At 71.6% G+C, this 26,164-nt stretch carries 24 protein-coding genes; 6 read left to right on the forward strand and 18 right to left on the reverse strand.

What is annotated here, in order from left to right; genetic code table 11:
* Positions 1–2,471, reverse strand: a 2,471-nt coding sequence (locus EGM46_RS07815) for a chromosome segregation SMC family protein (RefSeq protein WP_125099603.1), incomplete at its 3' end; no start/stop codon positions are given.
* Between the two features lie 208 nt (positions 2,472–2,679).
* Between EGM46_RS07815 and EGM46_RS07820 the strand changes: the two genes are divergently transcribed.
* Complete coding sequence (locus EGM46_RS07820) at positions 2,680–3,459, forward strand: DNA methyltransferase (protein WP_125099604.1); 780 nt, start codon at positions 2,680–2,682, stop codon at positions 3,457–3,459.
* Positions 3,460–3,483: 24 nt separating this feature from the next.
* Here EGM46_RS07820 and EGM46_RS07825 read toward each other — a convergent pair whose 3' ends face one another.
* The 13 genes from EGM46_RS07825 to EGM46_RS07885 all read right to left on the reverse strand — a co-directional run bounded on the left by EGM46_RS07825 (position 3,484) and on the right by EGM46_RS07885 (position 15,804).
* Complete coding sequence (locus EGM46_RS07825) at positions 3,484–5,076, reverse strand: isocitrate lyase (RefSeq protein ID WP_125099605.1); 1,593 nt, start codon at positions 5,074–5,076, stop codon at positions 3,484–3,486.
* Between the two features lie 140 nt (positions 5,077–5,216).
* Complete coding sequence (locus tag EGM46_RS07830) at positions 5,217–5,786, reverse strand: AAA family ATPase (protein ID WP_241156241.1); 570 nt, start codon at positions 5,784–5,786, stop codon at positions 5,217–5,219.
* 4 nt (positions 5,787–5,790) lie between these two features.
* Entirely contained in the window at positions 5,791–6,195 is a 405-nt protein-coding gene (locus EGM46_RS07835) for a cupin domain-containing protein (protein WP_125099606.1), read from the reverse strand.
* A gap of 183 nt (positions 6,196–6,378) precedes the next feature.
* On the reverse strand, positions 6,379–7,344 hold the full coding sequence (gene mutM, locus EGM46_RS07840; RefSeq protein WP_125099607.1) for a bifunctional DNA-formamidopyrimidine glycosylase/DNA-(apurinic or apyrimidinic site) lyase: 966 nt from the start codon (positions 7,342–7,344) through the stop codon (positions 6,379–6,381).
* A gap of 5 nt (positions 7,345–7,349) precedes the next feature.
* Complete coding sequence (gene rnc / locus EGM46_RS07845) at positions 7,350–8,093, reverse strand: ribonuclease III (RefSeq protein WP_125099608.1); 744 nt, start codon at positions 8,091–8,093, stop codon at positions 7,350–7,352.
* A 9-nt stretch (positions 8,094–8,102) separates the two neighbouring features.
* Positions 8,103–8,306, reverse strand: a complete 204-nt coding sequence (rpmF, locus tag EGM46_RS07850) for a 50S ribosomal protein L32 (RefSeq protein ID WP_125099609.1) — start codon at positions 8,304–8,306, stop codon at positions 8,103–8,105.
* A gap of 13 nt (positions 8,307–8,319) precedes the next feature.
* Positions 8,320–8,835: a YceD family protein gene (locus tag EGM46_RS07855; protein WP_241156246.1), complete on the reverse strand. Its 516-nt coding sequence runs from the start codon at positions 8,833–8,835 to the stop codon at positions 8,320–8,322.
* Positions 8,836–8,927: 92 nt separating this feature from the next.
* Positions 8,928–9,422, reverse strand: coding sequence for a pantetheine-phosphate adenylyltransferase (gene coaD, locus EGM46_RS07860; RefSeq protein ID WP_125099611.1), 495 nt, complete (start codon positions 9,420–9,422; stop codon positions 8,928–8,930).
* A 24-nt stretch (positions 9,423–9,446) separates the two neighbouring features.
* The gene (locus EGM46_RS07865) at positions 9,447–10,175 is read right to left on the reverse strand and encodes a response regulator (RefSeq protein ID WP_125099612.1); all 729 of its coding nucleotides are present in this window, start codon (positions 10,173–10,175) and stop codon (positions 9,447–9,449) included.
* On the reverse strand, positions 10,172–11,581 hold the full coding sequence (locus tag EGM46_RS07870; RefSeq protein ID WP_125099613.1) for a sensor histidine kinase: 1,410 nt from the start codon (positions 11,579–11,581) through the stop codon (positions 10,172–10,174). The genes EGM46_RS07865 and EGM46_RS07870 overlap by 4 nt, the downstream gene beginning before the upstream one ends.
* Before the next feature lie 41 nt (positions 11,582–11,622).
* Positions 11,623–12,510 carry an ABC transporter permease gene (locus EGM46_RS07875; protein ID WP_125099614.1) on the reverse strand — a complete coding sequence of 296 codons (888 nt, stop codon included), beginning with the start codon at positions 12,508–12,510 and terminating at the stop codon, positions 11,623–11,625.
* A 32-nt stretch (positions 12,511–12,542) separates the two neighbouring features.
* A complete protein-coding gene (locus tag EGM46_RS07880) occupies positions 12,543–13,454 on the reverse strand; it encodes an ABC transporter ATP-binding protein (RefSeq protein WP_125099615.1) in 912 nt (303 codons plus the stop codon).
* A 124-nt stretch (positions 13,455–13,578) separates the two neighbouring features.
* Positions 13,579–15,804: an ATP-dependent DNA helicase RecG gene (locus EGM46_RS07885; RefSeq protein WP_125099616.1), complete on the reverse strand. Its 2,226-nt coding sequence runs from the start codon at positions 15,802–15,804 to the stop codon at positions 13,579–13,581.
* A gap of 66 nt (positions 15,805–15,870) precedes the next feature.
* Between EGM46_RS07885 and rsmD the strand changes: the two genes are divergently transcribed.
* Genes rsmD through EGM46_RS07900 form a run of 3 tightly spaced genes read left to right on the forward strand, consistent with a single transcriptional unit; the run spans position 15,871 to position 18,136 of the window.
* Positions 15,871–16,458 carry a 16S rRNA (guanine(966)-N(2))-methyltransferase RsmD gene (gene rsmD / locus EGM46_RS07890; protein WP_125099617.1) on the forward strand — a complete coding sequence of 196 codons (588 nt, stop codon included), beginning with the start codon at positions 15,871–15,873 and terminating at the stop codon, positions 16,456–16,458.
* 32 nt (positions 16,459–16,490) lie between these two features.
* Complete coding sequence (locus EGM46_RS07895) at positions 16,491–16,853, forward strand: helix-turn-helix transcriptional regulator (protein ID WP_125099618.1); 363 nt, start codon at positions 16,491–16,493, stop codon at positions 16,851–16,853.
* Positions 16,850–18,136, forward strand: coding sequence for a type II toxin-antitoxin system HipA family toxin (locus EGM46_RS07900; RefSeq protein ID WP_125099619.1), 1,287 nt, complete (start codon positions 16,850–16,852; stop codon positions 18,134–18,136). The genes EGM46_RS07895 and EGM46_RS07900 overlap by 4 nt, the downstream gene beginning before the upstream one ends.
* A 114-nt stretch (positions 18,137–18,250) precedes the next feature.
* On the opposite strand, the gene EGM46_RS07905 is transcribed toward EGM46_RS07900, so the two are convergent.
* Positions 18,251–19,717 carry an NAD-dependent succinate-semialdehyde dehydrogenase gene (locus EGM46_RS07905; RefSeq protein WP_125099620.1) on the reverse strand — a complete coding sequence of 489 codons (1,467 nt, stop codon included), beginning with the start codon at positions 19,715–19,717 and terminating at the stop codon, positions 18,251–18,253.
* 24 nt (positions 19,718–19,741) lie between these two features.
* Entirely contained in the window at positions 19,742–21,082 is a 1,341-nt protein-coding gene (gabT, locus tag EGM46_RS07910) for a 4-aminobutyrate--2-oxoglutarate transaminase (protein WP_125099621.1), read from the reverse strand.
* 174 nt (positions 21,083–21,256) lie between these two features.
* On the opposite strand from gabT, the gene EGM46_RS07915 reads away from it, so the two are divergent.
* Both EGM46_RS07915 and EGM46_RS07920 read left to right on the forward strand, forming a co-directional pair.
* The gene (locus tag EGM46_RS07915) at positions 21,257–22,852 is read left to right on the forward strand and encodes a PucR family transcriptional regulator (protein WP_125099622.1); all 1,596 of its coding nucleotides are present in this window, start codon (positions 21,257–21,259) and stop codon (positions 22,850–22,852) included.
* 74 nt (positions 22,853–22,926) lie between these two features.
* Positions 22,927–24,396: an HNH endonuclease signature motif containing protein gene (locus EGM46_RS07920; RefSeq protein WP_125099623.1), complete on the forward strand. Its 1,470-nt coding sequence runs from the start codon at positions 22,927–22,929 to the stop codon at positions 24,394–24,396.
* 28 nt (positions 24,397–24,424) lie between these two features.
* Here EGM46_RS07920 and EGM46_RS07925 read toward each other — a convergent pair whose 3' ends face one another.
* Positions 24,425–25,066 (reverse strand): SIMPL domain-containing protein, encoded by a 642-nt coding sequence (locus EGM46_RS07925; RefSeq protein WP_125099624.1) that lies wholly within the window; start codon positions 25,064–25,066, stop codon positions 24,425–24,427.
* A 77-nt stretch (positions 25,067–25,143) separates the two neighbouring features.
* Positions 25,144–26,154: a thiamine-phosphate kinase gene (gene thiL / locus EGM46_RS07930; protein WP_125099625.1), complete on the reverse strand. Its 1,011-nt coding sequence runs from the start codon at positions 26,152–26,154 to the stop codon at positions 25,144–25,146.
* Between the last annotated feature and the right edge of the window lie 10 nt (positions 26,155–26,164).

Below are 26,164 nucleotides of genomic sequence, written 5' to 3' on the forward strand. Positions count from 1 at the left end.
GCCTCCTCCGCTGCGCGCTGCTCGGCGGCGGCCTGCGCGAGCAGCGACTCGTGGCTCGCGGCCCCAGCGCGTGCGCGCTCGCGGGCGGTCTCGAGATCCAGGCGGCGCTCCAGCTCGGCCGCGCGCGCCGCCTCGACCTCGACGAAGAGGCCCTCGCGCTGGCTCGCGTCAAGGATGGGGCGCGGCGCGGCCTCGGCGTCGCGCAGCGCGTGCGCGGCCAGCTCTGCCTCGCGGGCAAGCGGCTCGGCTGATGCGACCACCGCGGCAAGGCCCTCGCGGGCACGGTCGGCCTCGGCCGCCGCGGCGTCCGCGCGGGTGAGCAGACGGTTCCGTTCCTTCGCGAGCTCCGCGAGCCGCGCGTCGGCCGCGCGGAGCTCCGCGAAACTCTCCTGGGCGGCCTTCTTCGCGAGCGTCGCGCGCTCGCGAAGCTCGGCGAGCTCGGCCTCGGTGTCGACGATCTCGGCGGCGACCTCCTCCCGCCGTGCGGACGCCTGCTCCAGCTCGGCGGTCAGCGCGATCCGGGACGGCGCGCCGCCCGATCCGCCGCTGAGGGTCTGCGCGGTGAGGACGTCGCCGGCCGCGGTCACCACCGTGTACCCACCGCCCGGGATCCGCTCGGCCAGCAGCCCCCCGGCGCGCACCGCCGCGCCGAGATCCGGCGCGATGTAGCTGCGCGCCAGCAGCCCGCGCACGCCGTCGGGAGCGGCGCGCAGCACATCGCCGACGCGCGTCAGGCCGGGGATCTCGGGCGCTGCGTCGGGCAGCTCCGCGCACGCGGCGAGCACGACGCGTAGCTTCCCCAGGTCCCGATCCCGCGCGAGCGTCACGGCCCGTTCTGCCGCGGTGGCGTCGGCGACGAGGAGGGCGTCGGCGTATGCGCCGAGCGCCGCACCGACCGCAGCCTCATACCCATCGCGCACGCGCACCTGATCGGCGACCCGGCCGTCGATCCCCGCGCTCGCGTCGTCGAGCAGCGCGCCAGAGGCATCGCGCTGGTCGAGCGAGCGCGCGAGCGCGCCGATCCGCGCGTCGAGGCCCGCCCGCTCCTGCTCGAGTGCGTGGAGCCGATCCCGCACGGCGTCGCGCCCGCTCTCGGCCTCCGCCTGCGCGTCCTGCGCGGCGCGGTACGCGTCGTCGAGCCCGCCCTCAGGCGCGTCGGCCGCGTCCTCGCGCGCTTCGAACGCCGCGAGCTCGGCCTGGGCCTCGGCCTGGCGCGACTCGGCCTGCTCGGCGGCGTGCTCGCGCCTCGCGATCTCCTCGCCCACCGTCGCGTGCTTCTGCGCGGCGGAGTCTGCGCGGCCGCGCAACTGCGACAGTTCGAGGTCGTGCTTTGAGACGAGCGCGCTCTGCGCGGCGATGTGCTCGTCGATCGCGTCGAGCCGCTGCTGCGCGCGCCGCGTCGCCTCGGCCGCGTCCTCCCAGGCGCTCTCCGCCAGCGGCACCGCCCCGGCGAGTCGCTTCGCCTCCGCGGCCGCTTCATCGACCGCGCCCTGGCCGATTCGCGCGAGCTGCTCGGGCGCTTCCGCCTGCGTCGCGAGGAAGGTGAGGCGCTGCTGCGTCTGGGCGAACAGCCCGCGGAGCTTCCCCTGCACCGCTTCGAGCCCGATCGTGACCCGCCGGGCACTGTCGAGCTCGTCGCCCTGCTGTTCGGCCTCGAGGCGCTGGATCCGCAGCTGCTTCTGCTCGGTCTGCTCCTGCAGCACGAGGCGCTCGGAGTGGCGCTCCGTCTCGTCGCGGGCGAGCGCGTCGAGCTCGGCCCGCAGTCGCGCGACGTCGTCGGCGAGGAGCCGCGCTTTCGCGTCGCGCACCTCGGCGGCGATGCCCTGTGCCGCACGCGCCACCTCGGCCTGGCGCCCGAGCGGCTTCAGCTGGCGGCGGATCTCGCCGGCGAGATCGTTCAGGCGCGTGAGGTTCGTCTCCATCGCGTCGAGCTTGCGGAGCGTGCGCTCCTTCCGACGGCGATGCTTCAGGATGCCAGCGGCCTCCTCGATGAATCCGCGGCGGTCCTCCGGGGTGGCGCGGAGCACCGCGTCGAGCTGGCCCTGCCCAACGATGACGTGCATCTCGCGGCCGAGCCCCGAGTCGCTCAGCAGCTCCTGCACGTCGAGGAGGCGGCAGGCTTCGCCGTTGATCGCGTACTCGCTCGAACCGTTGCGGAACAGGGTGCGGCTGATCGTCACCTCGGTGTACTCGATCGGCAGAGCGCCGTCGGAGTTGTCGATCGTCAGGCGCACCTCGGCACGGCCGAGCGGGCCGCGCGTCGCGGTGCCGGCGAAGATGACGTCCTCCATCTTGCCGCCGCGCAGCGTCTTCGCGCCCTGCTCCCCCATCACCCAGGCGAGCGCGTCGACGACGTTGGACTTGCCCGAGCCGTTGGGCCCGACGATCGCGGTGACCCCCGGCTCGAACTGGAACGTGGTCGGCTGCGCGAACGACTTGAAGCCTTTCAGCGTGAGGCTCTTCAGGTGCACGCCGCCTCCTCCCCACGCCGCAATGGCCGCTCAACCTCCCCCGAGCTTAGCGGTGTCGGGTCGGCTCGATCGAGAGGCGCGGAGAAACCGGGCGGGCCGGCGCGGCTTCCCCGGGCCCCAGAGGCTCCGGGCCCCGGGACCCCAGCCCCCCTGCCCCCCAACGACGGGCACACGTGCCTCCCAGCGGGAAACTGGGTACGCTCGGCGCATGCGTGGAATTCTCACAGGGATCGGTGCCGCGGCACTCGACGTGAGCGCGTCGCCGCTCGAGAGCCGGCTGACCGCCGCGCACGCCGACTTCGTCGCGGAGCGACCGCGTGGCGCCGAGGAGGACGTGCACATGATCGGCGCGCTCGTCGACCACGTGATCGAGCGCTGTACCCGCCCGGGCGAGCTCGTGTTCGACCCCTTCGCCGGCTTCGGGACGACGCTCGAGCGCGCGGCGGCGCTCGGCCGGGCCGCGCTCGGGATCGAGCTCCTGCCTGAGCGCGTCGCAGGGATCCGCGAACGCGTGCCTGGCGCGCACGTCATCGAGGGCGACGCGCGGGAGCTCCTCCGGCTCCTCGACCGCGACGGTGCGCCCCGATCCGGCGCTCCGGTCGCGCTCGTGCTCACCTCGCCGCCGTACATGACGGCCCGGGATCACGAGGCCGACCCGCTGACCGCCTACGAGCGGGACGGCGGCGATTACGGACGCTACCTCGCCGAGCTCGGGCTCGTCGCCGCGCAGTGCGCGCGCCTCGTCGCCCCGGGCGGCACCGTGGTGTGGAACGTCGCCGACATCCACCACGCCGGGCACACCACCCACCTGATCCGCGACTGCACGCGCGTGCTCGGCCGGCACCTCACGCCCGTCGGGAACACCGAGATCGTGTGGGATCGCTTCCCGCACGACCTCGTGGCCGACGCGTTGCTCGTCTTCCGCCGCGAGCCGAATGCCCGCACACACGCCCGCGCACACGAACGCGGGGGCCAGACCGAAGCCTGACCCCCGCGTGGGTGGAGCGAACCCTTAGAACTGGTTCATCGTGTTGTCCTTGCCGCCAGCCTTGAGGGCTGCGTCGCCGGCGAAGTACTCCTTGTGGTTGTCGCCGATGTCGCTGCCGGCCATGTTCTGGTGCTTCACGGTCGCGATGCCCTGGCGGATCTCCTCGCGCTGCACGTCACGAACGTAGGTGAGCATGCCCTCGTCGCCGAAGTAGCCCTTCGCGAGGTTGTCGGTCGACAGCGCCGCGGTGTGGTAGGTGGGCAGGGTGATGAGGTGGTGGAAGATGCCCGCGCGTGCCGAGCCGTCCTTCTGGAAGGTGCGGATCTTCTCGTCCGCGAGCTCTGCGAGCTCGGTGCCGTCGTACTCGACCGCCATGAGCTTCTCGCGATCGTACGCCGAGACGTCCTTGCCCTCCTCGGCGAGCTGGTCGAAGGCCTGCTGACGGAAGTTCAGCGTCCAGTTGAACGACGGGCTGTTGTTGTAGACGAGCTTCGCGTTGGGGATGACCTCGCGGATGCGATCCACCATGCCGGCGATCTGCTCGACGTGCGGCTTCTCGGTCTCGATCCACAGCAGGTCGGCGCCGTTCTGCAGCGAGGTGATGCAGTCGAGCACGCAGCGGTCCTCGCCGGTGCCCTTGCGGAACTGGTACAGGTTCGACGCGAGGCGCTTCGGGCGGAGCAGCTTGCCGTCGCGCTTGATCACCACGTCGCCGTTGCCGAGCTCGGCCTCGGAGATCTCCTCGACGTCGAGGAAGGAATTGTACTGGTCGCCCAGGTCGCCCGGGGTGTTCGTGACGGCGAGCTTCTGCGTGAGGCCGGCGCCGAGCGAGTCGGTGCGCGCCACGATCACGCCGTTGTCGATGCCGAGCTCGAGGAACGCGTAGCGCACCGCGTTGATCTTCGCGAGGAAGTCCTCGTGGGGCACGGTGACCTTGCCGTCCTGGTGGCCGCACTGCTTCTCGTCGGAGACCTGGTTCTCGATCTGGATCGCGCAGGCGCCAGCCTCGATCATCTTCTTCGCGAGCAGGTAGGTCGCCTCGGGGTTACCGAAGCCCGCATCGATGTCGGCGATGATCGGCACGACGTGCGTCTCGTAGGTGTCGATCTGCGACTGGATGAACTCGACCGCGGTCTCGTCGCCGGCGACGCGTGCGTCATCGAGCTGCGTGAAGAGCAGGTCGAGCTCGCGGGCGTCCGCCTGGCGGAGGAAGGTGTAGAGCTCCTCGATGAGCGCGGGCACCGAGGTCTTCTCGTGCATCGACTGGTCGGGCAGCGGGCCGAACTCCGAGCGGAGCGCCGCGACCATCCAGCCGGAGAGGTAGAGGTAGCGCTTGTTCGTGGTCTTCAGGTGCTTCTTGATCGAGATCAGCTTCTGCTGGCCGATGAAGCCGTGCCACACGCCGAGCGACTGGGTGTAGACCGAGGAATCGCCGTCGTACTCGGCCATGTCACGGCGCATGATGTCGGCCGTGTACTGCGCGATCTCCAGGCCCGTCTTGAAGCGGTTCTGCGCACGCATGCGAGCGACGTACTCGGGGTTGATCTGGTCCCAGCCCGAACCGCTCTGCGCCTTCAGCGCCTCGACGGCCTCGATGTCGTTCTGGAATGCAGTCATGGTGACTCCTTTGTAGTGGCTGCCAGGCCACTCTCGCGGTGACCTTCCTGGGCTAGTTCTCACTCTGCACCCTCCGCAACCCCCTCAGTGCGCAATTCGGGGGGTGAAAAACTGCGGTATTTCTCCGCGCCAGAAGAAGCCTACGTTTCGAGCCCGCGCACCAACCGCTCCAGCTCCGCGAGCCGCTCCTCCTGGCTCCCCACGATTTCGGCGACCTCGCACGTTCCCATCAGATCGGGATCGTCGCCGAGCTCGCAGAGCGCGTCGTTCATCGCACCCCGGAGTTCCAGGTCCTCGGCCTCGTCGAGCTGGATCGCGTCGTCCCAGTGCAGCGGAAGGATCACCTGCAGATCCACGCGCGCGGCCGCGCCGGCCACGAGCTGGCGTCCGCGCTCCACCATCGCGCTCGAGCCGCCCGGCCGTCCGAGCTCCTCGAGCGCGATGAGGTAGGCGAGGAAATCGATCGGGCCGCGCTCGGCCAGGACCGGCGCAGTCCCCGGCTCGGCGAGGCGCGCCGCGGCGAGCTGCAGCTGCGCGAAGAACGTCGCCGCACCGGGGATGTCCTCGGCGCCGTCGAGGACCTCGTAGGGGTCGGGCAGTATCTCCCATTCGGGGTGCGCCGCAGCAAACGCCGCGATGAGAGTGCTCTTCCCACTGCCGTGGGTGCCGGAGATCACCACGCGCACCGGTGCGTGCGGCGCGGACGCCACGGGACTAGTGATCCTCGTCTGCCTGCGTTGCGTGCACGGTGCCTGCCGCGTGATGCGGCGGCGCGTAGATGCTGTAGACACGCAGCGGCTCGTCGCCCGTGTTCGTGATGTTGTGCCACACCCCGCTCGGCACGAAGACGCCCCACTCGGGTGCCACCTCTTCGTCGAAGGTGAGCTGGTCTGCCGACGGGCCCATCTGCACGCGGCCGCGCCCCTGCTCAACGCGGAGGAACTGATCGGTGTCGTCGTGCAGCTCGAGGCCGATGTCGCCGCCGACCGGGATCGACATCAGCGTCATCTGGAGGTACTCGCCGGTCCAGAGCGTTGTGCGAAACACGTCGTTCGCGCGCGTCGCGTCCTCCAGGTTGACGACATACGGGTTGGGTCCGTGATCCACGTTCTCGCTCATGGCCACACCGTAACACCCGGCCCCGCCGAGGTCGAGCGCTGCGACCGGACGTGGGCCTGCGCCGTGCGCCGCTCCGACCGCACCGCGATCGCCCGAACGGAGCGACGCACTGCCGGAAGGCTCGAGAAGGTGATTCACAGCCCCACCTGGCGTGGTTCACCTGGCACCGCGCGCCGGTTGAGGTCACCGCCGCCGCTGGCACCTCGGGCAGAAGTGCGAGGAGCGGCCCCCGAAGGGCACGCGCTTCAGCGGCTCCCCGCAGCGATTGCACGGCTCCCCGCCCCGCCCGTAGGCGTTGAGCGAGTGCGCGAAGTACCCGGCCTGCCCGTTGACGTTCACGTACTGCTCGTCGAAGCTCGTTCCGCCCTCGGCGAGCGCCTGCGCGAACACGTCACGCAGCTGCCCGAGCAGCTCAGCGAGGCGCGCGGCCGAGATCCGAGCCCCCGGGGTCTCCGGGTGCAGGCGTGCGCGCCAGAGCGCCTCGTCGGCGTAGATGTTTCCGACCCCGCTGATGAGCGCCTGATCGAGGAGCAACTGTTTGACGCCCGTGCTGCGGCGGCGCGCCCCTGCGACGAACGCCGCGTCGTCGAAGTGCGGGTCGAGCGGGTCGCGAGCGATGCGGGCCGCCTGCGCGGGCAGCAGCGCGGCGACCGGTGCTCCCCCGCCGAAGCCGCCCGGCGCGCCGTCGACCGTCGGCGCGAGCCGATCGAGCGCGAGGGATCCGAAGAGCCGCTGATCGGCGAAGTCGAGCCGCAGTTCGCCGTGCGCCGGGTGCTCGAGCCAGAGCCGGATTCGCACGTGCCGGTCGTCGGCGGCAGCGGTGTCGCGGAGGAGCAGCTGGCCGCTCATGCCGAGGTGGGCGAGCAGCGACCACGGTTCCGTCGAGACCGGCAGCCACATGAACTTCCCGCGCCTGGCCGGGGCGCCGAGCGTCAGCCCGGTGACCCGCCGCTCGAAGTCGGCCGCGCGCGCCGCAGCGGCCTCGGCGGGCAGGGTGACCCCGTGGCCGCCGAGCCCGTCGTCGCCGGCGAGCGGGATGTGCCGCTTCAGTGCGCGCGGGTCCCGCACCTCGGCGGCGATCACGCGCGCGCCGGTCACGGCTGGGGCGAGCCCAGCGCGCACCACCTCGACCTCGGGAAGCTCGGGCACGCGTGCTACTTCGCGCGCTCGCGCAGCTTCAGGAGCGCATCGCGCGCCGCCGCGAGCTCGGCAATCTTCTTGCTCGTTCCGGAGCCCTTGCCGGTGAGCCCGGCGATCTTCACGTGCGCGGTGTAGCGCCGATCATGGTCCGGCCCGGTGCCGTACGTCTCGTACGGCGGATGCGGCAGGCCGCGCCTCGCCGCCTCCTGCTGGAGCGCGGTCTTCGGGTCGAGCGCTGCCGTGAATCGATCGGGATCGGCGAGCAGCGTGTCCACGAGGCCGAGCACGAAGCGCTCAGCCTCGAGGGCGCCGGCGGACAGGTACACCGCGCCGATGATCGCCTCAACCGCGTCGGCGAGGATCGACTCCTTCTCGCGGCCGCCCGTGAGCTCCTCGCCCTTGCCGAGGAGGAGCACAGCACCGACGCCGAGTTCGCGGGCCACCTCCGCGAGCGCGGTCGACGAGACGAGCGCAGCGCGTCGCTTCGCCAGCTCCCCCTCGCTCAGCTCCGGGTAGTCGCGGTACAGCTTGACCGTGACCGCCTGACCGAGGATGGAGTCGCCGAGAAACTCGAGGCGCTCGTTGTGCGGCGCGCCCCCGTGCTCGTACGCCCACGAGCGATGCGTCAGCGCCAGCGTGCCGAGTTCTGGCTCGACCGCGACACCGAGCGACGCAAGAAAGCCGTCGAGGCCACCCTGAGGGGGCCCCGACGGCTTCGTGCGCTCGGTGCGCGGGAGCGATGAATCGTTCCCGTTCACTCGGCAGTCTTAGATGTCAGCGACCTTGCGGCCCTTGTACTCGAGGAACAGGGGGGTGCCCTGCGAGTCCTCGACCACGCGAGCGCGGTGCGGCAGGCTGTAGACAGTCTTGCCGTTCTCTTCGGTCTTGACGAGAGTGGGAACACTCGCCTTCCACGCCGAGCGGCGGTGACGGGTGTTCGAGCGCGACATCTTCCGCTTGGGAACAGCCATGATGTTCTCTTTCCTACTTGCTTTCAGACCCGGGGTGCTCCCCCAAGCCAGGTTCTTGTTCAGCCGTGACGGTCTCAGCGCTGGCATCGAATCCAGCCAGCGCCGCCCATCGCGGATCAATTTCCGCAGTGGGCACCGCCGCAGCCGATGCCTCGCGCAGCTCACCGGACTCGGGATCGAGTCCCGGACAGTCCGGGCGACACACAGGCTGGAACGGAAGTGCAAGCACTACCGCGTCTCGGAGCGGAGGTTCAAGATCCACGTGATCACCGTGAACCTCATACTCGTCGGCCTCCGTAGGAGTATACGCGAAAAGCTCCTGAAACTCGACTTGAAACGGCGTGGTGAAATCTTTCAGACAGCGTCCGCACTCGGCGTGCATGGTGGTGCTCGCCTCGGCCGACACGAGGATGCCCTCGTGCACCGATTCCAGCCGAACGTCGAGCTCGACCGCTTCGCCCGCGGGAATCTGGGCGAGCGCCTCGCCCCACTTCTCCGGCAGGGTGATGGTGCGCGAACGCTCCCGCATCTCGCCGGGCCGATTCGCGATGTCCCTGATGTTCTCCTGGAACACGCGCGCGGCTCCCCCGCGGCCGTTCGCCGCGGTCTCTCCCCCGGCCATCAGGCTGGCCGCGTCTTGTCGAGGAAGCGGGCAACGGCCGGCGGCACGTACGGGCTGACGTCGCCGCCGAGCGACGCCACCTGCCGCACCAGCGTGCTGGAGACGTGCGCGTGCGCGGGATCCGGCAGCATGAACACGGTCTCAACGCCGGCAAGGCTGCGGTTCATCAGCACCATCGGGGTCTCGTACGCCACGTCGAGCTGCGAGCGGATGCCCTTGACGAGGACAGAGGCCCCCACCTCGGTGCAGTAGTCGACCAGGAGGCCGACCGACCACGAGGCCACGAGGATGTTGTCGGGAACATCGGGGGCTTCCGCGAGGGACTTCTGGATCAATCCGACGCGCTCAGAGAGCGGCAGCATGGCGTTCTTGCCCGGGTTGTGCACCACGAGGACGTGGACCTCATCGAACACGCCGGCCGCACGCCGAATGACGTCGAGATGCCCCAGGGTCACGGGATCAAACGATCCGGGGACGACTGCGATCTTACTCATAGTTCTAGCCTAGCTCCCCGGCCCTTAGAGTCCGTGCTGTTTCGCGAAGATTACGGCGTGCACCCGATCGCGCAGTTGGAGCTTCGCGAGCACGCGCCCGACGTGCGTCTTGACCGTAGATTCTGAGAGGAAGAGCTCGCCGCTGATCTCGCCGTTGTTCTTCCCCTCCGCGATGAGCTGCAGCACGTCGAGCTCGCGCTCGGTCAGCACCTCGAGTTCCGCGGCGACCCCGACCGGCGCCGGCTCAGCGATCGGCTGCGCAAAGCCGACGGGTGGCGTCGCCCCGCCCTCCTGCGGCAGGGTGCCGTTCAGCCGGAGCTGCTCGAGCAGGCGCTTCGTGACGCTGGGGGCCATCGTGGCGTCGCCGGCGGCTACCCGACGGATCGCGTCGACGAGCTCGGTCGGGCGCGCGTCCTTCAGGAGGAACCCGCTCGCGCCGGCCTGGATCGCGCCGGTGGCGTACTCGTCGAGGTCGAAGGTGGTGAGCACGACGACCCGCACGCTCGGGAATCGCTCGACCACCGCGCGCGTGGCGTCGATGCCGTTCATCCCCGGCATCCGGACGTCCATGAGCACGATGTCGCAGGCCGTTCCGCTCTGTTCGAGCCGCGCGAGGCTCGCGAGCGCCTCCTCGCCGTCGCTGGCCTCGGCGACGACGTCGATGCCCGGCTCGCCGAGCAGCACGAGGCGGAATCCGGTGCGAATGAGCTCCTGGTCGTCAACGAGCATCACGCGGATGGGGGTGTCGGTCATTCGGTCTTCTCCTGGAGTTCGCGCGGCGATTCGCGCTCGGCTGGCTGACTTGCGTGCGGGATCCGGGCGGCGGCGCTGACGGGGAGCACGGCCCAGAGCCGCCAGCCCCCGCCGCCCGCCTCGGTGACGGGGCCGGACTCGATGTGCCCGCCAAACACGCGTGCGCGCTCGCTGAGCCCCGCGAGCCCGCGCCCGGACCCGACGCCGACGACGGGGCGCACCGAGCCTGCGGCGCGGCCGTAGTCGCGCACCTCAACGCTCGTGCGATCCGGGTATCTCGCGACCTCGACGGTGGCGCGCGCGCCCGTTCCCGCGTAGCGGAGCACGTTCGTGAGCCCCTCCTGCACCACGCGGTAGACGGCGAGCTCCTGGCCACGGTCGCCGGACGCTTCGCCGGAGACCGTGAGCGACACCCGCAGCCCGGCGCTCGTGAAGCTCTGCACGAGTTCGGGCAGCTCCTGCACGCCGGGCTGCGGCACGAGCTCGGCCCGATCCTCCGGGGAGTGCAGCGCGCCGAGGAGGCGGCGCATCTCCCCGAGCGCGGTGCGCCCGGTCTCCGCGCTGCGGTGCATGGCGTCGGCGGCAGCGGCCGGCGCCGCCTCGGCCGCGCGGGCGGCCCCCTCGGACAGGGCGATCATCACCGACACGGAGTGCGCGACGATGTCGTGCATCTCGCGCGCGATCCGCGATCGCTCCTCCGCGACGGCGAGCTGCGCGAGCTGGTGTCGCTCGCGCGCGAGCTGGTGTGCGCGGTCGATCACGGCCTCAAGGTAGCGGCGCCGGTTGCCGAGATTGATGCCGAGCATGAGGATCGCGAGCAGCCACAGCGCAGTGAGCAGGCTGACCCCGAAGAACTCGGTGGGTGAGCGCACGATTCCCGCCTCGGCGGAGAGCACGCCGGTGGTGCCGCCGCCGAGCAGCTGTTCCTCAGCGCGCCGCGCGTCGAGTGCGAACTGCAGCACGCTGCCGAGCACCGCGATGCCGTAGCCGAGCCACCCGGCCGACACGCTGCGGTACACGGGGACCGCGTACACCAGGAAGAGCAGCGCGACCCCGTTCGCGAGCCCCTGCATCCCCTGCTCGCCGAACATGACGAGCACGATGACGATCAGCCCGGTGAGCGGGTACCGCCGACGGAAGAAGAGCGCGACCGCCACGACGGCGACCCGGATCACGGTGAGCGGCCAGAGCGGCCACTCGAGGTACCACGGCACGCCGAACCAGGACTCGGGATCCCCGCGGTTGCCCCAGTCGGCCGCGGAGAGCAGGTCGAGCAGGATCCCGAATAGGCTGCCGAGCACAAACCACACGACGATGAAGACGTCAACGACGACGGGGTGCGCCGCGAGCGCCCGGCGGATCACGCCGGGCGGTCGCGGCAGCCGCGCCTCGGCCTCGCTCATCATCCCCCTAGCCTAACTTCTCCGCTGCGAACAGCGACTGAGCGCTAGCGGGCGTCGCGTCGCGCGAACAGGATCGCGGCGGGCACCACCGCGGCGGCGGCCCAGATCACCATGGCGACGAGGGCCGTCCAGTAGCCGGGCTCCATGGGCACGGTAGTGAGGCCCTGCGACAGCGAGCCGCCCAGCGAACCGGGGAGGTACTGGCTTGCCGTCCCCACCCACTCCCAGCCGGTCATGCTGAGCACCTGGAACACGATCGGCAGCACGAAGGTGACGCCGGCGACCACGGCGATCCCGCCCGCGGTCGAGCGGAGCAGCGCGGCAACCCCGAAGGCGAACAGCGCGATCAGCACGAGGTAGGCGATGGTGCCGAGCAGCCCGGAGACCACCGGGGTGCTGCCGAGCTGCGCTGCGGCGTCGGGGAGGCAGAGCACGGCAACCGCGAGGCCGCCGAGGACGAGCAGGGCAGCTGTGGCCGCGGAGAGCGCGGCGAGCACGAGCGCCTTCGCCGCGAACACCGGCGTGCGCTTCGGCACCGCGGTGAGCGTGGAGAGGATCATGCCGCTCGAGTACTCGCTCGAGATCGCGAACACCCCGAGCACCCCGAAGATCAGCGCGAGGAAGGGCGCGGGGAGCGTGCTCACCATGAGGAGGTAGCTCTGCATGCCCTCGGCCCCGGCGAGAAACATCCCGTCGTTGCCCGCGCGGATCTCGCCGCTCATGAGCACCGCCATGAGCGTGCTGATGCCGAGCCCGGCGAGGACAGTGATGAGCAGGGTCAGCCGGATGGACAGGAGCGAGGACAGCTTGATGCGCTCGCTCCGCAGCACGCCGCCGAGGGTCTGGCCCGGGCCGGGGAGCGGCGTGCGCGCCGCGCTGCCCGGCGCTGGCGTAGGCGCGGAACTGCCGTCGATGAGAAGTGTTGACGTCATGGTGAAAGTCCTTTGCTGCGGGAGCCTGGGAGCTACGCGGTCGCGTACTCGAGCTCGGTACGTGTGAGGTCGAGGTAGGCGTCCTCGAGGCTGGCGGCGACGGGGCTGAGCTCGTGGAGCACGATGCCGTTGGCCGCCGCGAGCGCGCCGATCTCTGGCGCGCCAAGCCCGGAGACGGTGAACGCCTCCTCGCCGGCGGGCTCGAGCGTCGCGGTGGAGCCGGGAACCGACATGACGAGTGACGCGAGCCGCGCCGCCTCGGGGCTGCGCACGGTGACGCGCTGCTGCCGCCCGGCCGACACGAACTCGGCGATCGGTGCGTCGGCGACCACGCGGCCCCGGCCGAGCACGATCACGTGGTCGGCGGTCTGCGCCATCTCGCTCATGAGGTGGCTCGAGAGCAGCACGGTGCGGCCCTCGCTCGCGAGGTGGCGCACGAGCTGGCGCACCCACAGGACGCCGTCCGGGTCGAGGCCGTTGACCGGCTCGTCGAGGATCAGCACGCGGGGGTCGCCGAGCAGCGCCGCCGCGATGCCGAGCCGCTGCCCCATGCCGAGCGAGAAGCCGCCGACCCGCTTGTTCGCGACCGCGCCGAGCCCGGTCTGCTCCAGCACCTCGTGCACGCGGCGCTCGGGGATGCGGTGCGTCGCGGCGAGTGCCCTGAGGTGGCTGCGCGCGCTGCGCCCGGGGTGCACGCCCTTCGCGTCGAGCAGGGCACCCACCTCGTGGAGCGGGGCCGGCAGATCCGCGTACTTGCGCCCGTGGATCGTGACGGTGCCGCCGGTTGGCCGGTCGAGCCCCACCATGAGCCGCATGCTGGTCGACTTCCCCGCGCCGTTCGGGCCGAGAAACCCGGTGACCTGCCCGGGCTGGATCGTGAAGCTCACGTCATCAACGGCGGTCTTGCTGCCGTAGCGCTTACTCAGGCCGCGTGCCTCGATCATGGTGCCTCCTTGAAAACTGGTGCCGGAATCCCGGCGATGTTTCCACGGTAGGCGGCCGAATGTCCTGCCGCATCAGCCAGAAGTGCCGCGCAGGATGGTACCGAGGTATGAAGCTTTGTGCCGGCTACGACTTCGCGAGGTTGTCCAGGAGCCGGGTTTCGCGCTCGGTCGCAAGGATCGCGGCGAGGCCGGGGGCCGTGTCGAGCGCGGGATCCGCCGCGAGGAGCTCGGCTGCGAGGTCGCGCGCGTGCGCGATGAGCTCCCCGTGATCCACCACGCGGAGGAGCCGGAGCGTTGAACGACCGCCCGACTGCTCGGTGCCGAGGATGTCGCCCTCCCTGCGGAGCTCCAGGTCGATCTCCGCGAGCGCGAAGCCGTCCGAGGTCCCCGCGATCGCCTCGATGCGCTCGCGGGCGATGGACCCCTGCTCCGCGGTGGTCATGAGGAGACAGAGGCCGGCGTGCGCACCACGACCGACGCGCCCGCGCAACTGGTGCAGTTGCGAGATGCCGAAGCGGTCGGCGTCGCGCACGATCATGATCGTGGCGTTCGGCACGTTCACGCCGACCTCGATCACGGTCGTCGCGACGAGCAACTGCACGCTGCCCTCCGCGAAGGCGCGCATCACCTGGTCCTTCTCGGGGCCCGGCATGCCGCCGTGCAGCCCGGCGATGGCGATGCCAGCAAAGTCCTCGCGCGCGCGGAGCTCCGCGACGGTGTCGGCGACGTTGGCGATCGGGCGGCGCGGCGCGGCGCTCCCCTGCGCAGCGCCGGCGAGACCCGCCGCGGGCGCCGCAGCGCCGTCGCCCTCGGCCGCGAGCTCCTCGCCGGCCTCGATCTCCCCTGGCGCGATTGCCGGGCACACGACGTACACCTGCCGCCCGGCGGCGATGTCTTCGACCGCGCGCGCCCACACCCTCGCGGCGCGCGCCGGCAGCTCCAGCTCCGGGACCGGGAAGGTCTCGATGCCGAGCCGGCCGGGCGGCAGCTCCCGGATCGTCGTGACCTCGAGGTCACCGAACGCGGTGAGCGCGACGGTGCGCGGGATCGGGGTCGCGGTCATCGCGAGCACGTGCGGCTGCGCACCCTTCTGCCGCAGCGTCTCCCGCTGTTCCACGCCGAAGCGGTGCTGCTCGTCGACCACGACAAGGCCCAGGTCGGCGAACATCACCGCGTCGCCGAGCAGGGCGTGCGTTCCGACCACGATCCGCGCGGCACCCGCCGCGATCGCGAGCAGCGTGCGCTTGCGCTCGGCCGCGGGCATGCGCCCCGTGAGGAGCACGGGGCCGATGCGCTCGGTGAGCTCGGGGCCGAGCGCCTCGCAGATCGAGCGGTAGTGCTGCGCGGCGAGCACCTCGGTTGGGGCGAGCAGGGCGCTCTGCCCGGCGCTGCCGGCGACCTGCAGCATGGCGCGCAGCGCGACGAGCGTTTTGCCGGAACCCACCTCGCCCTGCAGCAGGCGGTGCATGGGGTGCGGCTGCGCGAGGTCGGCCGCGATCGCGGCGCCGGCGAGGCGCTGATCCCCCGTCAACTCGAACGGGAGGGCAGCGTCGAACTGCGCGAGCTCCTCGCCGCCGGCTGGGCGCGGGGTGGTCTCGGCCGCCGCGGCGCGCCGGCGGCGATCGAGGAGCGCGAGCTGCAGCTCGAACGCCTCGCGAAAGCGCAGGCTCTGCTGCGCGCCGCGCCAGTCGGCGTCGTGCTGCGGCCGATGCACCAGCTCGATCGCGCGGTGCAGCGGCATGATGCCCTCGCGCTGCACGAGCGCGTGCGGCAGCGGATCCGGGATCGGGTCGAGCGCGTCGAGCACCAGCTCGACGGTGCGCTGCAGCGTCCAGCTCGGCACCTGCGCGGTCGCCGGGTAGATCGGCACCGGCGTGTCCGCCCACGCCTTCGCCGCGGCCTCGTCCAGCTGCTCGCCGCCCGGCGCGTCGTCGCGGTTGTCGAACAGCTCGTACTCCGGGTGCTGCAGTTGCAGCTGGCCGCGGTACTCGCTCACTTTGCCGGCGAAGATCCCGCGGCGACCGGCGATGAGCTCCTTGCTGCGCCACTCCTGGTTGAAGAACGTGAGGGTCAGCGATCCGGTGCCGTCGGTGATGCGCACCTCGAGGATGCTGCCGCGGCGGCGCTGCATGACGCGGGTGCGCACGTCGAGGACCTGGGCGACCACGGTGATCTGCTCCCCGAGCGGCAGGCCGGACAGCGGGGTGAGCTCGCCGCGGCGCGAGTACCGACGCGGCACGTGCAGCACGAGATCGCCGACGGTCTGCATGCCGAACGACTTCTCCAGCGGCTTCGCGGTGCGCGCGCCGACGACGCCTGCGAGGTTCGTCTCGAGCGTGACCTGGGACATGCCTCCAGCGTAGCGGGGGCCACCGACGCTCACCGCGGAAGGCCGAGTCCGCGCTACCCTCGGAGGGTGACCAGAATCATTGCGGGGGCGGCGGGATCGCTCCGACTCGCCGTCCCGAAATCGGGGACCCGGCCGACGAGCGATCGCGTGCGCGAAGCGATCTTCTCGACGCTCGAGTCGTGGGACCTCGTGCGCGGCTCACGCGTGCTCGACCTGTACGCGGGATCCGGGGCGCTCGGCCTGGAGGCGGCGAGCCGCGGGGCGCTGCGCGTCACCCTCGTCGAGAAGCACGCGCCAGCGGCGCAGGTGGCCGCGGGGAACGTGCGCACCGTGCAGGGCGCGTTCCGCGCGGGCGATGCGCCGGAGATCACCGTCGCCAGGCAGTCCGTGCAGGCCTACCTCGAGGACGCCGCGGCGCGCGGTGAGCACGCGCGGTGGGATGTCGCGCTGCTCGATCCCCCGTACGACCTTGGCGAGGAGGAGCTGACCGGCAACCTCACGGCGCTCCTGCCGCTCCTCGCACCAGCGGCGGCGGTGCTCGTCGAGCGCAGCTCCCGCAGCCCGGAGCCGACGCTGCCGAGCGGGCTCACGCCGGTGCGAGAGAAGCGCTACGGCGAGACGGCGCTCTGGTGGTCGGAACTCGACCCCGCCTAGAAAACTAGGCAAAATGCGCGTATCCTTGAGATATGCCTAATAATTTAGTCACGAGGAGGTGGACCACCGAGCGGTGGGAAGCCCACCTCGGTGAGCAGGTGCGGCGCGCGCGGCGGGGCGAGCAGTGGTCGCAGGCCGAGCTTGCGCGGCGCGCGAACGTCAACCGCAACTCGGTGAGCGCGCTTGAGCGCGGCGAGGGATCCAGCCTCGCCACCCTGATCCGCGTCGTGCGCGCGCTCGGCCGCAGCGACTGGCTCGATGCGCTCGCACCGGATCCTGGCCCGAGCCCCATGTCGTTGCTCCGCGAACAGCGCGAGCGCGAGCGCGGCGTCCCCCAGCAGCGCGGCGTGACCCGGCAGCGCGGGATCGCCGAGCCCCGGAGCGCTGACGCATGACGTTCACGCGCGTCGACGTGCTGGAGGTGCGCGCGTGGGGCGAGACCGTCGGGGCGCTCTCCAGCGGGCGCGGCGGAGTCGCGGCATTCGAGTATGCCCCGGGATGGCGGGATCGCGAGCTCGCGCCGCTCCTCATGCCGACGACCCCGCGCGGCAGGATCTGGACGTTCCCCGAGCTGCCGCGCGAGACCTTCCACGGACTCCCGCCGCTCATCGCGGACGCTGCACCTGATCGCTTCGGCAACTCGGTGATCGCGGCCGCGCTCGCCAGGCAGGGCATTCTGCCGAGCGAGGTCCGCCCCATCGACCGGCTGGCCTATGTCGGGGAGCGTGCGCTCGGCGCGCTCACGTTCCACCCGGCGCAGTCGCCTGGCGACGCCGCGTCCTCGCTCGAGCTCGCCCAGCTCGTCGAGGCGGCGCGCGCGGCGGTGCACGGCTCGCTCGACCCCGACGCGCGCACCACCGCGGTGAACGATCTCCTGCAGGTGGGCAGTTCCGCCGGCGGCGCGCGACCGAAGGCGATCATCGCGTGGAATCGGGAGAGCAACGAGCTCCGTGCTGGCGGCATCGCAGCCCCACCGGGGTTCGAGCAGTGGCTCCTGAAGTTCGACGGCGTCGGCGCCGACGCGCAGCTCGGCACCACCGGGGAGTATGGCCGCACTGAGTACGCGTACGCGCGCATGGCTGGCGCTGCCGGCATCGACATGGCCGAGTGCCGCCTGCTCGAAGAGGGCGGGCGTGCGCACTTCATGACCAGGCGATTCGACCGGCCAGGGACCGACGGCGACCGGCTGCACATGCAGTCGCTCTGCGCGCTCGCTGGCGCAGACTTCAACGCGCTCGGCACGCACGACTACGCGACGCTCTTCCTCGTCGCCGAGGAGCTCGGGATCGACGCTGGCGAACAGCTATTCCGCCGCGCCTGCTTCAACGTGATCGCAGCGAACAACGACGACCACACGAAGAACCACGCGTTCACCATGACGCGTGATGGCGTGTGGCAGCTCTCCCCCGCGTACGATCTCACGTTCGCGTACAGTCCGACGAGCGTGTGGCTGCGCCAGCACCTCATGTCGGTGAACGGGCGCTTCGAGCGGATCACCGAGCGGGATCTCCTCACGCTCGCGGACCAGTTCGGCGTTCCCGGCGCGCGCGGAATCCTCGCGGAGGTCGCCGACGCGGTGGCGCGATGGCCGGAGTTCGCGGCCGCGAGCGGGATCTCTGCCGCGCGCGTCGCCGAGGTGGGTGCGCGCCTCGCGGAGGTGCGGGCCGAGCTCGGCTGAGCGGCCGGCACCCTGATTGCCGGGCGCTGGGCCCGGACAATCGCCGCACCCGACACACGCACAGCGGGCCCCGGGATCAGCTGATCCCGGGGCCCGCCATGTGCCACTGCGCGGTTAGCGCGGCAGCAGGGTGTACTTCGACGAGAGGAACTCGTGGATGCCCTCGAAGCCGCCCTCGCGGCCGAGGCCCGACTGCTTCAGGCCGCCGAAGGGCGCAGCAGCGTTCGAGACGAGCCCGGTGTTGAGGCCCATCATGCCGCTCTCGAGCTTCTCGATCATGCGGTGCCCACGGTGGATGTTCTCCGTGAACACGTAGCTGATCAGGCCGTACTCGGTGTTGTTGGCGATCTCGACGGCCTCGTCCTCGGTCGAGAAGCGGATCACACCGAGCAGGGGTCCGAAGATCTCCTCGCGCATGATCGCCGACTGCGGGGTCAGGTGATCGACGACGGTGGGCTGGAAGAAGTTGCCCGGGCCGTCGATCGCCTCGCCGCCGGTCACGACGGTCGCGCCGGTGTCCACGGCGTCCTGCACGAGGCGCGCGGTGTTGGCCACGGCCTTGTCGTCGACGAGCGCCCCGATGTCGAAGCCTTCCTCGGCGCCGCGGCCGACCGAGAATGCGGCAACCTTCTCGCTCACGCGACGCACGAACTCATCGGCGACCGACTCGTGCACGATGACGCGGTTCGCCGCGGTGCACGCCTGGCCGATGTTGCGGAACTTCGCGAGCATCGCGCCCTCGACCGCGCGGTCGAGGTCAGCGTCTTCGAACACGATGAACGGCGCGTTGCCGCCGAGCTCCATCGAGGTGCGGAGCACGTTCTGCGCCGCAGCCTCGAGCAGCTTCACACCAACGGGCGTCGAGCCGGTGAAGCTGAGCTTGCGCAGGCGCGGATCCGAGAGGATCGCGCTCGACTGCGCGCTCGACTTCGACGTCGCGACGACGTTCACCACACCGGCGGGGAGGCCGGCCTCTTCGAGCAGCTGCGCGAAGAAGATCGTGGTGAGCGGCGTGAGCGCTGCCGGCTTGATCACCACGGTGCAGCCGGCCGCGAGTGCCGGAGCGATCTTGCGCGTGGCCATCGCGAGCGGGAAGTTCCACGGGGTGATGAAGTAGCAGGGTCCCACCGGGATGTGCGAGACGAGCATGTTGCCCGTTCCCTCGGGGTTCTGCCGGTAGTCGCCGCGCACGCGGACGGCCTCCTCGGAGAACCAGCGCAGGAACTCGCCGCCGTAGTTCACCTCGCCACGAGCCTCGGCGATGGGCTTGCCCATCTCCATGCTCATGAGCAGCGCGAACTCTTCCTTGCGCTCCATGAGGAGATCGAAGGTGCGGCGCAGGATGTTGGAGCGCACGCGAGCGGGGGTCGCGGCCCAGCTCTCCTGCGCGGCAACCGCGGCGTCGAGCGCGCGCACGGCGTCCTCGACGGTCGCGTCAGCGATCGACTTGATGACCTCGCCGGTCGCGGGATCGTGGACGTCGAGCGTCGCGCCGGAGGTCGCGGGCTCCCACGTGCCGCCGATGCCGAGGCCGGACTGGACGCGGTCGAGCAGTTCCTGCTCGTTGGGCTTCAAAGCCATAATCTAGTGCCCTTTCGTGATGACTTAGGCGTTGGCCGCGAGAGCGTCTGCGACGATCTGGAGGCCCTCGCGGAGCAGCTCGTCGGAGATCGAGAGCGGCGGGAGGAAGCGGACAACGTTGCCGTAGGTCCCGCAGGTGAGGAGGATAACGCCCTCGTCTGCGGCGTGCTTCGCGATCGCGCTCGTGAGCGCGGCGGCGGGCGTCTTGCTGCCCGACTCGACGAACTCAACAGCCATCATCGCACCACGGCCACGGATGTCGCCAATGCGCGCGTCGGTCTTCTGCAGCTCGGTGAAGAACTCGGTGATGATCGCACCGATCTCGCGCGCACGTGCCGCGAGGTTCTCCTTCTCGTAGGTGTCGATCGTCGCGAGCGCAGCCGCACACGCGATCGGGCTGCCGGCGTAGGTGCCGCCCAGGCCGCCGGCGTGCGCGGAGTCCATGATCTCGGCGCGGCCGGTCACGGCCGACAGCGGCAGGCCGCCAGCGATGCCCTTGGCCGTGGTGACGAGATCCGGCACGACGCCCTCGTGGTTCGCGGCGAACAGATCGCCGGTACGCGCGAAGCCGGTCTGCACCTCGTCGAGGATGAAGACGACGCCGTTGGCGGTCGCCCACTCCTGCAGCGCGGGGAGGAAGCCCTCGGCGGGGGCGATGAAGCCGCCCTCACCCTGGATGGGCTCGATGATGATCGCGGCGAGGTTGGCCGCGCCCACCTGCTTCTCGATCTGGGTCAGCGCAACCTTGGCTGCCTCGGCGCCGGAGAGCCCATCACGGAAGGGGTAGGAGGTCGCGACGCGCGTGATCTCGGGGGCGAAGGGACCGAAGCCGTCCTTGTACGGCATGTTCTTCGCCGTCATGCCCATGGTGAGGTTGGTGCGGCCGTGGTAGGCGTGATCGAAGACGACGACGCCGTTCTTCTTGGTGTAGTGGCGCGCGATCTTGATCGCGTTCTCGACCGCCTCTGCGCCCGAGTTGAAGAGCGCCGAGCGCTTCTCGTGGTCGCCGGGGGTGAGTGCGTTGAGCTTCTCAGCGACCTGCACGTAGCCCTCGTAGGGGGTGACCGTGAAGCAGGTGTGCGTGAACTGCTGCACCTGGTTGGTCACGGCCTCGACCACGGCGGGGGCCGAGTTGCCGACACCGGTCACGGCGATGCCGGAGCCGAGGTCGATGAGCGAGTTGCCGTCCGCGTCGACCATGACGCCGCCACCGGCCGCGACGATCGAGACGGGGAGCGCCACGCCGACACCAGCGGCAACCGCAGCGTTCTTGCGTCCGAGCAGCTCCTGCGACTTCGGGCCGGGGATGCTGGTGACGAGCTTGCGCTCCTGCGGAAGCGAGGGGCCGCCGATGACATCGACCATGAGTGTTTCTCCTTGCGTGACTGTCGCGCTGGCGGCATGCCGCCGGCGCATCCAAACGATTCGGGTTCAGCATAACGGCAACGCCCCACCGAACAATGTGCCAGAATGGCGATGGTAGAGACCGGCTTTCGACACACTGGCAGCGCGGGATCCCTGCAGGGAAAGGAGCCGTTCATGCAGCTCGAACAGTCGAGGCTCGGCGATGCGAGCCCGCAGCGACCCACCATCGAGCTCGGCGAACTCCTCCACCAGTACCAGCTCGGTCTCGTGCTCATCGCGGGCACCGACGAGGCGACCGCGAGCCGCCCGGTGCAGTGGGTGCACGTGAGCGAGCTCGAGGATCCAACGCCGTTTCTCACTCCGCGCACCGTGCTCCTCACCACCGGAGCGCGCTTCGACACCGTGCAGGTGCAGGCCGACGCCGACGCGTACGTTGCCGGGCTCCTCGCGGCGGGCGTGACCGCGCTCGGCGTGGCGATCGGCCTCCACTGGGATCGCGTGCCAGCCCCCATCGTCGCGGCGTGCGACCGGCTCGGCCTCCCCCTCTTCCGCGTGCCGTACGACACCGCATTCATCGAGATCGTGCAGACCGCGGCCCGGCTCCTCGACGCGCACACGCGCGACCGCGACATCTGGGCGATCGAGTCCCAGCGCGCGGTCACCGCGGCGTCGCTGCACCGTGACGGGCTCGGGGCCGCCGTGCGCGAGGCCGCTGCGCGACTCGGCAAGTGGGTGGGGGTGACCGATCGCTCGGGCAGGCTCGTGGAGTTCGCACCGCAGACGGAGCGCTCGGCGGCACGCGCGGAGTGGATCCAGCGCGAGACACGCCACCTCATCTCGCGCGGGCTGAGCGCCGGGCGCATCGGCGGGGCGGCGAGCGGGGCCGGGCTCCAGATGCAGGCCCTTGGCAGGCAGGGCCAGGTGCTCGGCGTGCTCGTGGTCGAGGATCGCGGGGTCGCGGACAACGCGGAGCGCACGCTCCTTGGCCTCGTCGGGGCCCTCGCGACCGTGCAGCTGGAGCACCGCAGCGGCATGGACGCGGCGCAGGCCTCGCTGCGCGGGGCGATCCTGCAGCTCCTCGTCGCCCAGCAGTTCGCGCTCGCGGAGCGACTCTCCGAGGGGGCGCTGATCCGGATCCCGAGCGGCGCGGTTGCCGCGGTGCGCTACCGGGGCCCGAGCGAGCCGGATCCGAGCTTCGCCGAGGATCTTTCCTCGCTCGACGCCGGCAGCCCCGGGCTCATCGGCGCGCTGTACGAGGACGCGCCGCTCATCGTCACGGAGACCAGGCACCTCCCCGCCGTGAAGCGGCTGCTCGTCGCCCACCGGCTGCCGGCCGGCATCTCCGAGCGCGGCACACTGAGCGGTGTGATCGGCCTGAGCGAGCTCGTCGGGCAGGCCGACCGGGCGCTCGAGGCGGCGCTCGGATCCGACGCGGAGGTGCCCGTCGACTACCGCCCTGAGCTGCACGGCGGCATCCTGCGCCTGCTCGCAGCGCAGCCGGAGGCCGCGGCGCGGGCCGCAGCGCTCCTCGCGCCGGTGCGCCACCACGACGAGCGGCACGACGATCGCATCGAGGAGAGCCTCACCACCTGGCTCGCACACCACGGGCAGACGAGCCCGGCCGCGACCGAACTCGGCGTCCACCGGCACACGCTGAAGGCGCGCGTGCAGACCGCGGCGAGCCTCCTGCAGCTGGACCTCGACTCCCCAACGGCGCGCGCCGAGCTGTGGGCGGCGCTCAGCGTGCTCGCTGGCGACACGCCGCGCTGAGCTGCTTCTCGTGCGGGATCAGGGCCGTTCGCCCCGCCCCCGCGAATGTCGGTGGTCCATGAGTGAATAGCAGCATGGACACCAACGGAGGGACCCCAGCCACACCACCAGCGCCTCCTCCCGGGCGGGCGCGGCACCCCGAGCCGGCACAGCCGGCAGAGCCAGCGCAGCCTGCACAGCCGACGCAGCCTTCGCAGCCGGCACAGCCACCGCTCGCCGAGGCCGTGGTCGCGGTCGATGCGGCGTTCGCCGAGCTCGACACCCTCGAACACGCGCGCCGGGCGGCGGACGCGGCAAGGCTCCGCGTGCTTGCGCGGCTCCGCGCGGCAGCGATCCCTGGCCAGGCGCCCGGTGCAACCGCGGCGCACGCGCGCATGATCGCGTTCCGCTCGCTCCGCCTCGAGCTCGCCGCGGCGCTCAGCACGAGCGAGCACCTGGCCGAGCGCATGCTCGACACGGCCGCCGTCGCCGAGGACCAGTACGCCGACACGCTCGCAACGCTCGGCACCGGCGGGATCTCGCTCGATCACCTGCAGGTCATCCTCGCGGAGGGCGGCGTCCTCACGACGGGTTCCCCGGAGCGCGATACGCCGCTGCGCGGCCGCTACGAACGCGAGGTCCTCGAGGTCGCAACGCACGCGCCGCCGCAGCGGCTCCGGCCGATCGCGCGGCGCATCGCGGCCGAGCTCGCCGAGACGCCACTCGCCGAGCGGCACCGGGAGGCGCGTGAGCGGCGAAGTGTCCGCGTCACCGACGATAGCGACGGCATGGCGATCCTCACTGCGCTGCTCCCCGCCGTCGACGCGCACGCGATCCACGACCGCCTCAGCCGCCTCGCGCGGGAGGCCGAGCGCGCCGAGCGGGAGGCCGAGCGCGCGGCGCAGGGCGAGCCGTCCTGCGCCGGTGCCCCGCGCGTGACGCGCGACACCCGCCGGGCCGACGCGCTCTGCGATCTCCTCCTCGGGCGCACCGGCGACACGCTCGCCGCCGCGCGCGACATCGTGGCGCACGTCAACGTCGTGGTCCCGGCGCGCATGCTCCCCGGCGGTGCGGATCGCGAGTCTTCCCGCGGAATTCAGGGCAGCACCGCACACCACGGCGGCGTCGCCGAGGTCCTCGGGGTCGGCCCGATCGATCCGGGCACGGCGCGCGACCTCGCGGGATCCGCGAGCGTGTGGAATCGCGTGCACGTCACCAGCGACGGCTCGGTGCTCGCGGTCGACCGGTATCGGCCGAGCCCCGAGATGCGCCGCCTCCTCGCGATGCGCGACCTCCACTGCCGGGCGCCCGGCTGCATGGTCCCCGCGCAGCGCTGCGACCTCGACCACACGGTCGACGCCGCGCTCGGCGGCGCGACGAGCACGCAGAACCTCGCGCACCTGTGCCGCGGCCACCACACGCTCAAGCACCACGGCGGGTGGCAGCTCAGCCAGAGCGAGGGCGGCGTTGCGCACTGGGTCGGCCCACGCGGACGGCCCTACCGGGAGGAGCCGCCCAGCACGGTCCGGTTCCGCCGCCGCGCGGCGGGCGCACCGCGCAGCTAGCCCACCGCGCGGTTCGCGCACCGCCCGGCTAGTTCGCCGTGAAGTGCGCCTCAACGTCAACGGAGACCGCGATGTCCTGCACGTTCACCTCGGTGGGCGCGGCGTCCGCGGCCATCGCGAAGCGGGGCGAGCCGACCGGGAACGTGCCGCCGCCCAGCTGGGTGTCGCGCAGCTGCACGAGCGCGAGCTCCGACACCCCGAGCGCCGCGGCGTAGTCACCGGCGGTCTCCCGCGCGTTGGCCACCGCTTCCGCGCGCAGCTCGCGGAGCACCGCCGTGCGGCTCTCGTCCCCGAGCTTCCAGCTCAGGCGCGGGTCGACGCCGCCCTCGGCGAGTTCGGTGGTGAGCGCGCCCACCTGCTCGAGCGCGACGAGCTCGATCGACACGCTCACCGAGGCGCGATGCTCAACGATCTGCGCGCCGTGCTCATCGCGCCAGCTGTTCGTGTACGTCGAGAGCGCGTCCGCGCGGTAGCTCTCCGCCACCCCGCTCGCCACGAGCTCCTGCGCGCGAGCGACCAGGCGCGCGTGCTCGGCAGCAGCCGCAGCGACGACCGCCTTCCGCTCCGGCCCGACGTGCGAGGTGCTGAGCGCCAACTCAACGCGGTCGGCGGGAAGCCGCCGCTCGGCGTGCCCGGACACCGAGATCTGCGGTGCTGGATTCGTGCTCATCGTGTCCCCCGTCACACTGGCGCGGCGCGCTGCCGCCCGGGGCGACCACCGCCCCTCCGGCCACTGTACTCCGCGCGCTACGCGCCGGGCCAGCGCACCACGTACGGATCCCAGCCGCGCGGTGGCACCGCCTCCGCGTCGAGCCACACACCGGCCGGCTCCGGATCCGCGACCTCGCCGATCACCGTGAAGCCGGGCGGCACCGCGGCAGCAGCGGGGAACGTTGCGAGCAGCCCGTGGTCCTCGCCCCCGCTCAGCATCGCCTCCACCGGCACCGCGACGCCCTGCTGCACCCCAAAGCCGGCGCGCAGGCGCGCAGCGTCGAGTCGGAGCGCCACACCGCTCGCGGACGCCAGTCGGTGCGCGTCGATCGACAGGGCATCCGAGACGTCCATCATCGCCGACGCGCCCGCCGCCGCGGCAGCGATCCCGAGCGGAATCGGCGGGGTCGGGGCGAGCTGCGCCGACAGGATCTCGGGGTGCTCCGCCCAGAGCCGAGCGAGGGGCCCGGCGACGGCGACGCCTGCGGCATCCGCCGCCTCCGCGAACAGCAGCGAGAGGCCCATTCCGGCGAGCCCCAGCTCCCCGGCGTACGCCACAACATGGCCGGGCCGCGCCCCCGCGCGCGTCACCGCTGGCGCCCCGGCGAGCTCGCCGAGCGCCGTCACCGCCGCGGTGATCACGGGCGCGGTGCCGAGGTCTCCCCCGACAACGCCGCAGCCCGGCGCGAGCGTGCGGCACGCGGCCGACATCCCCTCGGCGATCTGCTCGAGGAGCTCCACCCGGGTGTCGCGCGGCACCGCGAGGGCGAGGGTCAGGGCCATCGGGCGCGCGCCCATCGCCGCGACATCGGAGAGATTCGTCGCAGCGAGCTTCCAGCCGAGCTCGAAACCGCTGTGCCAGGCCGCCCGGAAGTCTGGCCCCTCGATCATGGTGTCGGTGGTCACCACGAGTTCGCCGCGCACACGCAGCACCGCAGCGTCGTCGCCGGGCCCGAGCGCCGCAGCGTCGGCCTCGGCCTCGCTCAGCCGCGAGAGCACCCGCCGCAACACCCCGTGCTCGCCGAGCTCTCCCACCGTCTGCGTCATCTTCTCAAAC

This window comes from Leucobacter chromiireducens (assembly GCF_003917135.1).
Classification (GTDB): Bacteria; Actinomycetota; Actinomycetes; order Actinomycetales; family Microbacteriaceae; genus Leucobacter; species Leucobacter chromiireducens_A.

Bases quoted from the DNA above. Each gene is read 5' to 3' on its own strand.
- EGM46_RS07820 (WP_125099604.1), top strand. From the start codon at position 2,680: ATGCGTGGAATTCTCACAGGGATCGGTGCCGCGGCACTCGACGTGAGC.
- EGM46_RS07825 (WP_125099605.1), bottom strand. From the start codon at position 5,076: ATGACTGCATTCCAGAACGACATCGAGGCCGTCGAGGCGCTGAAGGCG.
- EGM46_RS07835 (WP_125099606.1), bottom strand. From the start codon at position 6,195: ATGAGCGAGAACGTGGATCACGGACCCAACCCGTATGTCGTCAACCTG.
- rpmF (WP_125099609.1), bottom strand. From the start codon at position 8,306: ATGGCTGTTCCCAAGCGGAAGATGTCGCGCTCGAACACCCGTCACCGC.
- EGM46_RS07855 (WP_241156246.1), bottom strand. From the start codon at position 8,835: ATGCGGGAGCGTTCGCGCACCATCACCCTGCCGGAGAAGTGGGGCGAG.
- coaD (WP_125099611.1), bottom strand. From the start codon at position 9,422: ATGAGTAAGATCGCAGTCGTCCCCGGATCGTTTGATCCCGTGACCCTG.
- EGM46_RS07865 (WP_125099612.1), bottom strand. From the start codon at position 10,175: ATGACCGACACCCCCATCCGCGTGATGCTCGTTGACGACCAGGAGCTC.
- EGM46_RS07870 (WP_125099613.1), bottom strand. From the start codon at position 11,581: ATGATGAGCGAGGCCGAGGCGCGGCTGCCGCGACCGCCCGGCGTGATC.
- EGM46_RS07875 (WP_125099614.1), bottom strand. From the start codon at position 12,510: ATGACGTCAACACTTCTCATCGACGGCAGTTCCGCGCCTACGCCAGCG.
- EGM46_RS07880 (WP_125099615.1), bottom strand. From the start codon at position 13,454: ATGATCGAGGCACGCGGCCTGAGTAAGCGCTACGGCAGCAAGACCGCC.
- EGM46_RS07885 (WP_125099616.1), bottom strand. From the start codon at position 15,804: ATGTCCCAGGTCACGCTCGAGACGAACCTCGCAGGCGTCGTCGGCGCG.
- EGM46_RS07895 (WP_125099618.1), top strand. From the start codon at position 16,491: ATGCCTAATAATTTAGTCACGAGGAGGTGGACCACCGAGCGGTGGGAA.
- EGM46_RS07900 (WP_125099619.1), top strand. From the start codon at position 16,850: ATGACGTTCACGCGCGTCGACGTGCTGGAGGTGCGCGCGTGGGGCGAG.
- EGM46_RS07905 (WP_125099620.1), bottom strand. From the start codon at position 19,717: ATGGCTTTGAAGCCCAACGAGCAGGAACTGCTCGACCGCGTCCAGTCC.
- gabT (WP_125099621.1), bottom strand. From the start codon at position 21,082: ATGGTCGATGTCATCGGCGGCCCCTCGCTTCCGCAGGAGCGCAAGCTC.
- EGM46_RS07915 (WP_125099622.1), top strand. From the start codon at position 21,257: ATGCAGCTCGAACAGTCGAGGCTCGGCGATGCGAGCCCGCAGCGACCC.
- EGM46_RS07920 (WP_125099623.1), top strand. From the start codon at position 22,927: ATGGACACCAACGGAGGGACCCCAGCCACACCACCAGCGCCTCCTCCC.
- EGM46_RS07925 (WP_125099624.1), bottom strand. From the start codon at position 25,066: ATGAGCACGAATCCAGCACCGCAGATCTCGGTGTCCGGGCACGCCGAG.
- thiL (WP_125099625.1), bottom strand. From the start codon at position 26,154: ATGACGCAGACGGTGGGAGAGCTCGGCGAGCACGGGGTGTTGCGGCGG.